Source organism: Promicromonospora citrea, assembly GCF_013004695.1.
GTDB classification, from domain to species: domain Bacteria; phylum Actinomycetota; class Actinomycetes; order Actinomycetales; family Cellulomonadaceae; genus Promicromonospora; species Promicromonospora citrea.
Genome location: NZ_JABEMG010000010.1, coordinates 22,186 through 34,736, shown reverse-complemented (window position 1 = coordinate 34,736; position 12,551 = coordinate 22,186). Strand labels below are relative to the sequence as shown.

14 protein-coding genes are annotated in these 12,551 nt (G+C 73.6%); 3 read left to right on the top strand and 11 right to left on the bottom strand.

Annotated elements, in window-relative coordinates:
- Positions 1-22: 22 nt before the first annotated feature.
- The 6 genes from HLB15_RS03815 to HLB15_RS03790 all read right to left on the bottom strand — a co-directional run bounded on the left by HLB15_RS03815 (position 23) and on the right by HLB15_RS03790 (position 3,132).
- Positions 23-472 carry an HAAS signaling domain-containing protein gene (locus tag HLB15_RS03815; protein ID WP_171103839.1) on the bottom strand — a complete coding sequence of 150 codons (450 nt, stop codon included), beginning with the start codon at positions 470-472 and terminating at the stop codon, positions 23-25.
- On the bottom strand, positions 472-807 hold the full coding sequence (locus HLB15_RS03810) for a PadR family transcriptional regulator (RefSeq protein WP_171103837.1): 336 nt from the start codon (positions 805-807) through the stop codon (positions 472-474). The genes HLB15_RS03815 and HLB15_RS03810 overlap by 1 nt, the downstream gene beginning before the upstream one ends.
- 66 nt (positions 808-873) lie before the next feature.
- Positions 874-1,134, bottom strand: a complete 261-nt coding sequence (locus tag HLB15_RS03805; protein ID WP_171103835.1) for a helix-turn-helix domain-containing protein — start codon at positions 1,132-1,134, stop codon at positions 874-876.
- Positions 1,134-1,628 (bottom strand): DUF2975 domain-containing protein, encoded by a 495-nt coding sequence (locus HLB15_RS03800; protein WP_171103832.1) that lies wholly within the window; start codon positions 1,626-1,628, stop codon positions 1,134-1,136. Before HLB15_RS03800 ends, HLB15_RS03805 begins: the two co-directional genes overlap by 1 nt.
- Before the next feature lie 107 nt (positions 1,629-1,735).
- A complete protein-coding gene (locus tag HLB15_RS03795) occupies positions 1,736-2,374 on the bottom strand; it encodes a LysE family translocator (protein ID WP_212759471.1) in 639 nt (212 codons plus the stop codon).
- 50 nt (positions 2,375-2,424) lie between these two features.
- The gene (locus HLB15_RS03790) at positions 2,425-3,132 is read right to left on the bottom strand and encodes an SDR family NAD(P)-dependent oxidoreductase (protein WP_171103830.1); all 708 of its coding nucleotides are present in this window, start codon (positions 3,130-3,132) and stop codon (positions 2,425-2,427) included.
- 177 nt (positions 3,133-3,309) lie between these two features.
- Here HLB15_RS03790 and HLB15_RS03785 point away from each other — a divergent pair, with 177 nt between their 5' ends.
- Together HLB15_RS03785 and HLB15_RS03780 are read left to right on the top strand one after the other, a co-directional pair.
- On the top strand, positions 3,310-4,701 hold the full coding sequence (locus HLB15_RS03785; protein ID WP_171103828.1) for an FAD-binding oxidoreductase: 1,392 nt from the start codon (positions 3,310-3,312) through the stop codon (positions 4,699-4,701).
- Entirely contained in the window at positions 4,698-5,198 is a 501-nt protein-coding gene (locus HLB15_RS03780; RefSeq protein WP_171103826.1) for a chorismate mutase, read from the top strand. The genes HLB15_RS03785 and HLB15_RS03780 overlap by 4 nt, the downstream gene beginning before the upstream one ends.
- Before the next feature lie 13 nt (positions 5,199-5,211).
- Here the strand turns inward: HLB15_RS03780 and HLB15_RS03775 are convergent, their stop codons facing one another.
- From HLB15_RS03775 to HLB15_RS03765, 3 genes are all read right to left on the bottom strand, one after another.
- The gene (locus tag HLB15_RS03775) at positions 5,212-5,955 is read right to left on the bottom strand and encodes a YdcF family protein (RefSeq protein ID WP_171103823.1); all 744 of its coding nucleotides are present in this window, start codon (positions 5,953-5,955) and stop codon (positions 5,212-5,214) included.
- A 165-nt stretch (positions 5,956-6,120) separates the two neighbouring features.
- The gene (locus tag HLB15_RS03770; protein WP_171103821.1) at positions 6,121-7,929 is read right to left on the bottom strand and encodes a galactose-binding domain-containing protein; all 1,809 of its coding nucleotides are present in this window, start codon (positions 7,927-7,929) and stop codon (positions 6,121-6,123) included.
- Between the two features lie 162 nt (positions 7,930-8,091).
- Positions 8,092-8,973, bottom strand: a complete 882-nt coding sequence (locus tag HLB15_RS03765; protein ID WP_171103819.1) for an enoyl-CoA hydratase — start codon at positions 8,971-8,973, stop codon at positions 8,092-8,094.
- 148 nt (positions 8,974-9,121) lie between these two features.
- Here HLB15_RS03765 and HLB15_RS24440 point away from each other — a divergent pair, with 148 nt between their 5' ends.
- Complete coding sequence (locus tag HLB15_RS24440; RefSeq protein ID WP_283243301.1) at positions 9,122-10,399, top strand: helix-turn-helix transcriptional regulator; 1,278 nt, start codon at positions 9,122-9,124, stop codon at positions 10,397-10,399.
- 123 nt (positions 10,400-10,522) lie between these two features.
- Here HLB15_RS24440 and HLB15_RS03755 read toward each other — a convergent pair whose 3' ends face one another.
- Together HLB15_RS03755 and HLB15_RS03750 are read right to left on the bottom strand one after the other, a co-directional pair.
- Positions 10,523-11,326, bottom strand: coding sequence for an alpha/beta fold hydrolase (locus tag HLB15_RS03755; protein ID WP_171103817.1), 804 nt, complete (start codon positions 11,324-11,326; stop codon positions 10,523-10,525).
- Positions 11,323-12,543, bottom strand: a complete 1,221-nt coding sequence (locus HLB15_RS03750) for an MFS transporter (protein ID WP_212759470.1) — start codon at positions 12,541-12,543, stop codon at positions 11,323-11,325. Before HLB15_RS03750 ends, HLB15_RS03755 begins: the two co-directional genes overlap by 4 nt.
- Positions 12,544-12,551: the final 8 nt, after the last annotated feature.

Sequence of the window (12,551 nt, the reverse complement as noted above, 5' to 3'; positions counted from 1 at the left end):
GAACCGCTCGCCCCCGCGGGCGCTACGCGGCGCGGTTCAGCACGTGCAGCACGGTGAACACGATGCCGACGACGACGGGCAGCGCGCTCAGCACGACGGTGGTCCACTGCAGGGCGCGGTTGCCCACCCCGGCGCGCAGCCGCACGATCGCCCAGACGAGGAGGACCGGGGCCAGCGGCCAGACCAGGAGGGCGAGGGCGGCGAGCACCACGTCCGTGACCTCAACCTTTGCGGGCGCGGCCGCCGGGGCGGGCGTCGCCTCGGCGGCGATGTGCTCCACGGGTCCCAGCTCGCCGATCACCCGGCGAGCCGCCTCGTCGTCGCGGCCGTGCCGGGCCAGCGACTCGACGGCGTGCTCACGCACCGCCGCCACCGTCTCGGCACGCTCGCGCGGGTCGGTGCCGGCCAGGGCGCGGTCCAGGTCGGCGAGGTAGGCCTCGACCAGGGGCGGGAACTCGGGCGTTGCGGTCATCAGGACTCCAGGGTCGTGCGGACGTCGGTCGTGAAGCGGGACCAGGTGGCGAGGAAGGTCTCCAACGCCGCCCGGCCCTCGTCGGTGATCTCGTAGTACCGGCGCGGCGGGCCCACCGCGGAGGGGACCTGGGTCGTGGTCACCCAGCCCTGCTGGCGCACGCGCGACAGCAGGGGGTAGAGCGTCCCCTCGCTGGTCAGCAGGCTGCTGTCCGAGCCGAGTCGCTCGGCGAGCTCGAGCCCGTAGGCCGGCCCCGAGCGCAGGCAGGCCAGGACGCAGTACTCCACGACCCCTTTGCGCAGCTGCGTCAGGACGATGTCCGATGTCGGTACCATGCGATACACGATAGCAGGTTCCTTGCGTCGCAAGGTAGCGGTTGGACCCTGGTCCGACGAGATCCTTCACGCCCTGTCGACGAGCCGATCCCTGGACGACACCTCCTCGCCCTCACCCTCGCCGTCCGGCACCCACCGCAGCACGTCCCCCGGCTGGCACTGCAGCACCTCGCAGATCGCGTTCAGCGTCGAGAACCGGACCGCCTTCGCGCGCCCGTTCTTCAGCACCGAGACGTTCGCGGGGCTCAGGCCGATCGCGTCGGCGAAGTCGCCGACCGACATCTTCCGCTTGGCCAGGAGCACGTCGATCTCGACGACGATCGCCATCAGAGCACGCCGTCCAGCTCGGTCTGTGCCTCCGTCGCCCGCTCGACGAGCCGGTGCGTCACGAACACGACGCCGAGGAGCGCCACGCCGACCAGGCAGCCGAGGCCGCTGGCCATCCAGAGACCGATGTCCCCCATGTCGCCAGGCATCGGGATCCCCGCGAACGTCACGTACAGGAAGAAGCCGCAGGTGAGCAGCGTGGCGACGCCGGTCGCCGCGCCGATGGTCACGACCCAGCGCTGCGTCCCGGGGCGGAAGAAGACGCCCGACTGGGCGCGGTACACGAGGGCCCAGAGCGCCCCGAGCGCGACCTGCGCGCACGCGACGAACGCGATTCCCACGGCCAGGAGCGGGGCGCGGTAGGGCTCCAGCGGAGGGAAGTTCCTGGCCTCATCGGCGGCGATCCCGGGAAGGATCACGACCTGCGCGAACAGGCCGATGGCGATCCCGCTGAAGATCAGCAGGGTGAGCAGGTTGAAGACGATGCGAGTCATGCAGCGATTCTCGATGAGAATCGCTCGATAATCAATAGATTCGTCGCGACAGTCGATCGATGATCTCGCGATGTTCACCGACGCCACACATCCGGGCAGCGCACCGCCTACGTCGCCGGCTGCCGCTCGACGGCGAGCCGCACGGCCAGCGCACCCAGCACCGAGCCCGACACCACACGCTGCACCCGCATCGCCCGCGGCCGACCGCGCAGGAACCGTGCGAGCCGGCCCGCCAGCAGGACCACCAGCCCGTTCACGGCCACGCCGACGACGATCTGCACACCACCGAGCACGAGGAACTGGGCCCAGACCGGGCGGGCCGGGTCGATGAACTGGGGCAGCAGGGCGGCGTAGAGGACGGCGATCTTGGGGTTGAGCAGGTTGGTCACCAGCCCCGCCCCGAACAGCCGTGCGGGTCGGACCGGCGGCACGGCGGCCGGGTCGAACACCGACCGGCCGCCGGGCCGCAGCATCTGCCAGGCGAGGTAGCCGAGGTACACCGCGCCGGCCACCTTCACCACGAGGAAGGCGGCAGGGACGGCCGCGAAGAGCGCCGCCAGCCCGAACGCCGCCGCGACGAGGTACGCCACGAACCCCACGGCCGTCCCGCCGAGCGCGATCAGGCCGGCACGGGTGCCCTGCGAGACCGACCTCGATGCCAGGTGGACCATGTTCGGCCCCGGCGTGACCGCCATGCCGAGCTCGATGAGGGCGACGGCGGCGAGGGCCGTCCAGGACACGATCATGCGGGCACTCTCCTCGTCGACGACGGCCTCACGCTAGCCCCGCTGCCGGCTCACCACGCAATCGACCCCGCGGCCGAGGTGTACGTGCCCGTGGGCCCGTCCTGCGCGACCTGGGCCATCCGCACGACGATCTCGGCACCCTCCTCGACGCTCTGGGTCCCGGTGTTGCCGTTGAGGTCCGTCTTCGTGAACCCGGGCTCGACCGCGTTGATCCGCAGCCACGGGTGCTGCTTGGCGTACTGGATGGTGATCGCGTTGACCACCGCCTTGGACGCGGGGTAGCTGATGCCCGGGTAGAAGTGCGTGCGGCTCGCGGGGTCGGCCAGCCCGGAGAGCGACGCGAGGCCGCTGCTGAGGTTGACGACGACCGGCGCGCCCGACCGCCGCAGCAGCGGGAGGAAGGCCCGCAGGACGCGCAGCGTGCCGAACGCGTTGGTCTCGAAGGTCTCCCGCATCAGGTCGACGGTCTCGTCGTCGGCGGTCGGGACGGCGTTCCCGGCGAGCCGCGGCTCGACGCCCGCGTTGTTGACGAGGACGTCGAGCCCGCCGTCCGCGGCGACCGTCTCGGCCGCAGCGGCCACCGACGCGTCGTCGGTGACGTCGATCCGGACGAAGCGGGCGCCGAGCTCCTCGGCGACAGCGCGCCCCCTCTGCTCGTCCCGCGCCCCGACCCAGACGGTGTGGCCCGCCTCGGCGAGTCGGCGGGCGGTCTCCTTGCCGAGCCCCTTCGTGGCTCCGGTGATCAGTGTCGTAGTCATGCGTTCATCGTCGGCCGCGCGGCGTGGAGGTGGCAGTTCCGTGGCGCCCCTAGGACTCCCGGGACCACCCAGGCTCGCCACACCCCGACGAGGTTGTGCGCACGGCGTCCGGGGCCTAGTGTGACGTCGTAGACGTACTAGTCACCCTACCTATCCGGCGCCAGGGAACGAGGAAGCATGTCCGCACCCGTAGAGCACCCGCTCGACCATCTCGTGGACCGGCTGCGGAGCACGCTCCGCAGCGGCACGGTCGTCTCCACCGGCCCGGAGTACGACGCGGCCACCCACCTCTGGAACGGCAGGGTCGCCGCCCGCCCCGGCGTCGTCGTCCGGGGCGCCATGCCGGACGACGTCGGCCGCGCCGTGGTGGCCGCGCGCGAGGCCGGGGTCCCCGTCTCGGTGCGCGGCGGCGGGCACGACTGGGCAGGCCGCGCGCTGCGGCAGGGCGGGCTGACCGTCGACCTGTCCACCGAGCGCAACGTCACGGTGTACCCGGCGGCCCAGGTCGCCGAGGTGCAGGCGGGCGCGACCGCCGCCGACGTCGCCGCGGCCGCCGCACCGTACGGCCTGGCCCCCGTGACCGGGACCGCCGGCACCGTGGGCCTCGCCGGCCTGACCCTGGGAGGTGGGTACGGTCCGCTCAGCGGCCGGTTCGGGCTGGCCGCGGACAACCTGCTCTCGGCGGACGTCGTGCTCGCGGACGGGTCCGTCGTCACCACGGACGCCGAGCACGAGCCCGACCTGTTCTGGGCGCTGCGGGGCGGCGGCGGCAACTTCGGCGTGGTCACGTCGATGCGGGTGCGCCTCCGGAAGGTGCCCACTCTGCTCTCCGGCCTCGTCGTGTTCCCCTGGGCGCAGGCGGGCACCGTACTGACCGGCCTGTCGGAGCTGCTCGCCGAGCAGCCCGACGAGCTGACCGTCCAGACCGGCGTCGTGGCAGGCCCGGACGGCGGCCCCGTCGTCTTCGCCTCCCCCACCTGGAGCGGCGACGACGCCGGCGCGGGCGAGCACGCGCTGGCCCGGCTCGGCGCCGTGGGCACACCGCTCGTCTCCCAGGTCGGCCCCGTGACGCTGCCCGCGATGCTCGCGGGCATCGACGCCCAGTTCCCCGCCGGCCGGCACGTCGCGATCCGCACGCGGACGGTCCCGTCGCTCACGACCGGCGTCGCCGAGGCGCTGGCCGGCGCGGGCGACGCGCTCACCTCGCCGCTGTCGGCCGTGTCGCTGCACAGCCTGCACGGGGCCGCCACGCGCGTCCCCGTGACGGAGACGGCGTTCGGCCTGCGCGACCCGCACCTCATGGTCGAGATCATCGCCACGTGGGAGCCCGGCGACGCGCTCGCCGCCGAGCACGGCGCCTGGGCCGACGACGTCGCGGACGCCCTCGAGCCCCACGCCCTGCCCGGCGGGTACCCCAACCTGCTCGGCCCGGACGCCCTCGACCAGGTCGCCCACGCCTACGGCCCCCACGCCGCGCGGCTGCTGGCGGTCAAGGAGCGGTTCGACCCGGACGGCGTCTTCCGCGCCATCCCGCTGCCGGACGGGGCTGCTGCGGAGGCGCGCGGATGAGCGCGGAGCCGTCCCCAGACGGGCAGGTGACCCGGCTGGCACCGCTGATCGACCTCGTCGTCGCACGGCTCCTCGTGACCGACGACGTCGCGGCGGCCAAGTTCGGCGCGGGCGCCCCCGTCGACGACCCGGCCCGCGAGCGCGAGGTGCTCGACCAGGTGCGGGCGCGGGCGCGCGACGCCGGGGTGGACCCGGACGTGGCCGTGGCGTTCTTCCGGGACCAGATCACCGCGAGCAAGGAGGTGCAGCGCGGGCTGCTCGCGCACTGGGCCGCCCACCCGACCGAGGCCCCCGCCACGCGGCCCGACCTCGCCGCGATCCGCGAGCGCCTCGACGAGCTGACCACCGGGCTGCTGCGCGAGCTCGCCGCGGCGCTCGAGCTGCGCGCGGCTTCCTGCCCGGGCCGGGTCGCGCCGGCCGTCCGGGCCCGGGCACGTGGGCTGGACGCGCTGCACCGGCGCGCGGTCGAGGCGGCCACGCGGTCGGTGGTGGCGTGACCGGGTCCGGCGTTCAGCGGCGCAGGAGCACGAGCTTCCCGAGCGCGAGCGTCTCCCGCACGTAGTCGACGGGCACCTCGTACCAGGGCGTGGGGGCGTGCACGTGCGTGGCGTCCACGCCCGCCTGCCTCGCGATCCCCGCGGCCCGGACCACGTGGTACTCGTTCGTGACGAACGTCGTCGTGTACCCGGGGGCGAGGCGCGTGTCGAGCAGGTCCCGGGCGTGGGCGAGGTTCTCGGAGGTGCTGGTCGACGTGTCGTCCCGGAGGATCCGGTCCTCCGCGACGCCGTGCGCGACCAGGTACCGCTGCATCGCGCGTGCCTCGGTGACGTCCTCGCCGGGCGCGAGCCCGCCGGCGACCACGACGAGGGTGTCCGGGTGCGACGCGGCGTACGCGGCCGCGACGTCGAGCCGGGCGCGCAGGGCGGGCGTCGGCTCGCCGTCCTTGACCAGCGTCCCGAGCACGACGACGGCGTCCTCGTCCCCCGTGGCGGTGTCTCTGCTGCCGACGACGGCGAGCACGGCGGAGAGGGCGACGAGCAGTGCGGTGCCCGCCGGGACGAGGATCCGCAGCCACCGGACCCGGCGTCGGGAGAGGCCGTGGGCCAGGTACAGCAGCCCGAGCACGAACGTCGCGACGATGCCGGTGTGCAGGGCGGTCACGCGGAGCATGACCAGGGCGTCGACGACCAGGACAGCGCCGAGAGCCACCCACAGGACGGACACAGTGCGCCGGGGAGGGTCGGGGCGGCTCACGCGCCGAGTCTGCCACCGAAGGTCAGGTCGATCCCAGCCGGCGGCCCGCCGACCTGCTGCAGCCGCTGCCAGTTGCCCTCCAGCCCGACGTTGCTCGGCTTTGACAGCCCTTAAAGCCGAGCAACGTCGGGTCGAAAGCTGATCGGCGGCGGCCCGGACGTCCGCTCAGCGACCGGCGTCGACCGCCTCCAGCGCGGCCCCGTACCGCGCGAGCCCGTCCCGGTGCGCACCCGCCTCGAGCCGCGCGGCCTCGACCGCCGCCAGCAGGTCGCCGACGGTGCGGCCCCCGGCCACGGACTGGTCCGGGTCGATCGCGCCCGACGCGACGTTCAGCCACAGGGTGAGAAGCTGCCGGTCGAGCACGTCGACCGGTTCGTCGTGGTGGCGCGGCCAGAGCACCTGCACGGCGTCGTCGAGCGTGTCCAGCGCGACGGCCTCGTCGAAGACGGCGCTCTGCGCGCGCGTGCTCGCGAGGTAGCACTCCAGCTCCTCCGCGGTGTGGTCCGGGTGCCCGACCTGCCGGTACTCCGACGTCCAGTACCCGGCGCCGCGGGCCTCGGGCTCGGGCGCCGGCTCGGCGCCCACCGGCGTGCCGTAGACCTCCAGCTCGTAGATCGAGAAGCCCCACTGCGTGGCCCGCTCGGTCGCGTAGAGGCGCACGTGCCGCCCCGTACCCGCGACCTCGAGGTCGTCGAAGAGGCCGTCGCCGTCGGTCACGGTGTGCACCGTGGTCCAGTCCTCGCCGTCCGCCGAGACCTGGATCTCGTAGCCGGAGGCGTACGCGGTCTCCCAGTCGACCACCACGCGGCGGAGGTCGTACGGCGCGCCGAGGTCCACCGCGATCCACTCCGGCTCGCTCCACCCGCTGCCCCACCGGGTGCCCGCGTTGCCGTCGACGGCCATCTCGCCGGTGCGCGACGGGTCGTCGATGCTCGACGTCGTCACCGGCCGGCCCAGCGCGAGCGACTCGCCGTCGTCGGGGTCGCAGACCTCGTCGCCGCCGTCGGCCAGGTAGCACCGCAGGTACCGGTAGGACTCGGCGGAGGTCTCGAACGACGGCGCGTCGTCCCACTCGTAGGTGTAGTACTGCACGTACGGCTCGGCCGCCGCGATGATCGCCGGGAGGTCCAGGTCGCCGGTGCCCAGCGCGACCTGGCGCATGTCGCCCTCTGCGTTCACGTTCACCGCGTCCTTGACGTGCAGCAGCTCGATGCGGTCGCCGTACTTCTCGATCCAGGTCGGCACGTCGATGCCGGCGTCCGCCGCCCAGCCCACGTCGAGCTGGAACGTGACGTAGCGCGGGTCGGTGTGCTCCTCGATGACCTGCCAGGCGCTGACCGTCTCGCCCGTCTCGGGGTCGGGGTACCGCGTGAGGAACTCGTCCTGATGGTTGTGCAGCGCGATCTTGTCGATGCCGTGCTCGTGCGCGTACCGCCCGAGCCGGTTGACGTGCTCGGCCGTTGCGACGGCCTCGTCGTACGTGCCGTACCCGCCCGCCATGCCGCCGGTGCCGATGTAGTCCTGCCCCAGTGCGACGGCGTAGGCCACGGTCTCCGGCCATGTCTCCCAGTCCGTGGCACCGTGGCTCGACGACACCTCGAGGCCGTGCCGGTCGAGGATCTCCTGGTACTCCTGCACCGGCATCCCGTAGGGCTGGTCGAACGGTTCGATGTTCGTGAACCCGGCGTCGGCGACGGCGCCGAGCACGCGGTCGATCGTCTCCGGGGCCGGCGTTCCGAACCCGAGCTCGCCGACGTGCGTGAAGAGCTGGATGGAGATGTTCGCGTCCGGCAGGCCCGCGCCCTCGCCGCACTCGGTGGCGGTGGTGGTGGCGGTGGCGGGTGCGACGGCGGGAGCGACAGCGGGAGCGGGTGAGGCAGCGGCCGGGGTCCCGGCGAGCACGCCCGCGAGCAGCGCACCTCCGGTCAGGGCGGCGCCGAGGCTCCGCGCGCCGGGCAGGAGTGAGGTGTGCATGCGGTTCCCCCGTCGACGACTCTGTCATTTATGGCGGCGACCATGCGACTTCTGCCGCCGGACGCGCAAAAGCAGTCTGGAGTTCACCCGGTGCGGTGTCAAGGGTGCCGGTCGGTCCGCGCAGGCCTGAGCCCCGCCTCCGCCGAGGCGGGGCTCGCGCCCTCAGACGTCCGTGTCGGCCAGCCCCCAGATGTCGCGGGTCAGCGCGAAGCCGGCCGGATCGATGTACGCGCCGTCGTGCGCGACCCGGCTGTGCGCGTGCCCGAGCGTGTGGATGCTGAACGCGGCCTGCACCGCGTTCCACTGGCCCTGGATGTCGAGCGTCTGGTTCACCGACTTCTTGGCCATGCGCAGCCCGTGGCTCGGGCGGGCGGCGATCCGCTCGGCGAGCGCGAGCGTCTCGGCCACGAGCTCGGCGCGCGGAACCACACGGCTGACCATGCCGCCGTCCTTGGCCTCGGCGGCCGTCATGGTCTCGCCCGTGAACAGCAGCTCCTTGGCCTTCCGGGCCCCGAGCTCCCAGGGGTGCAGGAACAGCTCGACGTGCCCGATGCCGAACGCAGTGACCGGGTCCGCGAATGTCGCGTCCTCGCTGGCCACGATGAGGTCGGCCGGCCACATCGTCATCATCCCGCCTGCGAACACCCGCCCCTGCACGGCCGCGACCACCGGCTTGGGGAAGTTGCGCCACCGCCAGTGCAGTTCCAGGAAGACCTCGGTCTCCCACGCCATGTCGCCCTCGACGCCACCGCGCGAGAAGCCTCCCTCCAGCGTCACCTGCTCCATGCCGTCGGTGCTGAACAGCGCCTCGACGTCGTGCCCGAGGGAGAAGTCGTCGCCGTCCGCGGCCAGAACGAGCACGGAGATCGAGTCGTCGGCGCCCGCGCGCCGGTACGCAGCGTCGAGCTGGTAGAAGAGATGGACATCCTGCAGGTTGCCGTTCTCCGCGCGGGTGAGCGTCGCCCGAGCCACCCGCGGCAGCGGGACGTCGTAGGTCACACGGTCACCGAGCCGCACCGACTGGTGCGCCGAGCTGTCAGTCATCTCTCATGCCTTTCGTCTCACGATGTCGTGTCATCGGTCGTGACTCCAGGCTGTGCCGCCTCGTCCGGACGCGCGCCTGCCCGCCCGGACGGTCCTGCCCACCCGGACGGGTAGGAGGTTCCGCAGGGAGTCGGCGTACCGTGAAGACATGTCCGTGCTTGCCGGGATCACCGAGGCCCTCAGGACGTCCGACCAGACCGAACGCGCGCAGCGGCTCTCCTCGGCGCTCTCCGGCCTCGTCCCCCACCGCGCGCTCGCCATGCTGGTCGACGGGTGCGACCGGGCCCCGCTCGGCACCGCGGGCGACCGGGACGTCGCCACCCGCATCACCGTGAGCGACCTCGCCCGACTCGGCGCCGCGATCGGCACGGCACCGCACTGGCAGGGAGACGCGGAGCTCGCCGGCGACCTGCGGCCGGTCGTCGTCGTGGCGGCGCCCGAGCCGTCGTCCGTGCTGGTGCTGGTGCGTGAGGGCACCAACTCGGTGCCCGCAGAGCGGCTGACGACACTCGCCGAGGCCTGGTCCTTGTTCGCCGTGGCCACCCAGCAGACCTTCGACCGCGCCACCGCGATCGACCTCAGTGCGTCCCGTGCGGCAGCCGGTGAACGCCTCCGGGTGACCACCGAGCTCACCGACCATCACCGCGTCGCGCTCACCGGCATCCTGGGTGCGCTGCGCGCGCGGCACCTGGACGACCGCGCCGCCCGGCAGACGGCGGTCGACCTCGCCGCCACCGCACTGGTCGACCTGCGCAGCGCGACGACGCATCAGCGTGCGCTCAACGACGAACCGCTCACGAAGGCGTTCGAGCGCCTGCGCGAAGAGCTCCGTCCCGTGGCGCGCTACGCGGCCGCGCGGATCGAGTTCGCCGGCCCGTCTGGCCGCAGCGCCGACGCGCCCGTCCCCGCGGCGGTCGCGCACGCGGCCCGGGCGGTCGCCCGCGGCGCCGTCCTGCAGGTGCTCGAGCAGGGCGACGCCGGGCGCATCCGGGTCGCGTGGGCGCTCGGCGACGGGCTGGAGGTCAGCGTCCGCGACGACGGCCCGGGCACCGACGGCTCACCGCTCGGCGACGACGCGCTGGCGGAGAGTGCGCGCGCCCTCGGCGGGACGTTCCGGGCCGAGCGGGTCCCGGGCTGGGGCACCACCGTCGTCGCCAGGATCCCCCTCGACGACGCGACCGGCGTCGACACGACGGCGAGCGACCCGCTGGCCGCCCTGCGCCCGCGAGAGGTCGAGGTGCTCACGGGCCTGGCCGACGGGCTGCGCAACCGTGAGATCGCCGAGAAGCTGACGATCAGCGAGAACACCGTGAAGTTCCACGTCGCGAACGTGCTGGCGAAGCTCGGCGTCGGCTCCCGCAACCACGCCGCGCTGGTCGCCCGAGAGGCCGGCCTGGGCCCGTCGCGCTCGCTGCGCGCCGCGTGACGCCCCACGCGCCAGGTCCCGGCGCGCGGGGCGTTTCCGGCGTCCCCGGGACGACGCAGGCCGGAGGGTCAGGGCACGCGGCCCCGCCCGCCGGCCCGGACCCCCCGTCCTCGCCGGCGGACGTCAGTCAGCCGCGACGTCCGCCAGAAGCTGTGCGGTACCGAGCGAGTCCTCGACGGGGAAGTGGTGGCTGCCGAGGTCGACGAGCCTGATGTCGAGCCGGTCCCCGTAGCGCTCGAGCGCCTCGGGGGCCACCAGGGCGCCGACGGCGAAGACCGTCACCGGTTGCGTGACCTCCGCCAGAGCGGCGTCCATGTCCCAGTCCACGAGGCCCTCGATCGCGCGGGTCCCCGCGGGCTGACGCACCGCCACCATCTTCTCGTAGTAGCGGTCCTGCAACTCCCTGTCGAACCCCCGCGGAGACCCGCCCTCGACGAGCCCCCGGACGGCGCCCGCGAAGTCGTCCCGGAACACGCGTCGCATCTCGCGCACCTGCTCAGGCGGCTGCGCCGGGAAGAGCGACAGGTAGACCAGTGAGTCGAGCGCGACGACGTGTGTCACGACGTCGGGCAGCAGCCGCCCGACCTCCACCGCCACGGCACCGCCGAGCGAGTGCCCGACGACGATCACCGAGCCGACCGACTCTGCCTCGATCACCGCCGTCACGTCCCGGGCGAACTCCTCCACCGTCCAGAGGTCTCGTGTCGAGCGGGACTCGCCGTGCTCGGCGAGATCGACGGCGAGCACACGGGTGTCGGCGGGGAGCGCGGCGGTCACGGCGTCGAAGTCGCGCCGGTCGCACGCCCAGCCGTGGACGAGGACGAACGTCCTCCCTCCTGCCGGCCCCGTCGCGGTGTACCGGACCGTGGTGTGGCCGTCACGGCTCACCTCACGGTGGGTGCCGGGTCGAGCTGCTGTCGAGGTCATCGGATCTCCCGGGGTCGCTGGTCGCCCGCAGGCGCGGGCGTTGCTGTCGTGCGCTCCGTCCGGAGGCGGCGGACATGGAGGAGGAGAGCCAGGAGCGCGATCACCGCGATGGTGACCGCGTAGATCTCCGTGGCCGTCCTCAGCCCCAGCACGGTGACGGCGATACCACCGAGGACAGCGGGCACGCTGTTGCCCAGATAGCTGATGACGTTCGCCGTCGCGAAGACCTCGCCGCGCTCGTGCGGCCGCGCGACCCGGGCGACCGTTCCCATGGCCGCCAGGACCGACGTCCCGAGGCCCGCTCCTGCCAGGATCGTGCCGAGAGCGGCCGCCCAGGCGGCGTCGGCCCGGATTCCGACGAGCGAGGTCAGCGTGCCGCCACCGAGCAGCAGCGCCCCGGGGACCAGCAGCGCCGTCGCGGCCCGGCCTCGCAGGAGGAAGACCGCCATGGCCCCGGGGCCGACGAGCAGGCCGACCACCAGCCCGCCGAGGAGTGCGCTGCGCAGCCCGAGCAGGTCCGCAGCGACGGACGGTCCGAGCGAGAGGTACATCCCGGCGAGCGCCCAGCCGGACACCATGACGGGAACCACTGGCAGGATGTCCGGCCGCAGGTGGGCGGGCAGCCCGACCCTCGGCCGCAGGGACCCGAGCGCTCCGGGACGCCGCCCCGACGTCTCGCGCATACCGGCGACGACGACCGCGGAGGCCAGCATGCCGACGAGCAGGACGGCGTAGACGAGGCGGGTCGGCGCGGGCGCCAGCTCAACGAGCAGGCCCGACCCGACGGCGCCGGCGGCGAGCCCGGCCAGGGGCGCCACGGCGGTGAACATCCCTGCGCGCCCACGGGCCGGTTCGAGGTCGACCAACGCCGCGCTGAGCGTCGTCGTCGCGGCGCCAGTGGCGATGCCCTGCAGCACCCGGGCGAGCGCGAGCACTCCGACGTCCTCCGCGGCGAGGAAGGTGACGAGGGCGAGCACCTCCAGTCCGACGGCCGCGGCGAGAACGGGTCGGCGGCCCACGTGGTCCGACAGACCTCCGACGACGAGCAGCGCCGCGAGCAGCCCGACGACGTAGAGCGCGAAGACGACGGTCAGCACCCAGGCGCTGAAGTGCCAATGCTGCTGGTAGATCGCATAGAGGGGCGACGGCGCGCTCGACGCCGCAAGGAACAGGACGAAGACGGTGGCCAGGGCGTAGAAAACGCGCCTCGTGCGCACCGTGGGCG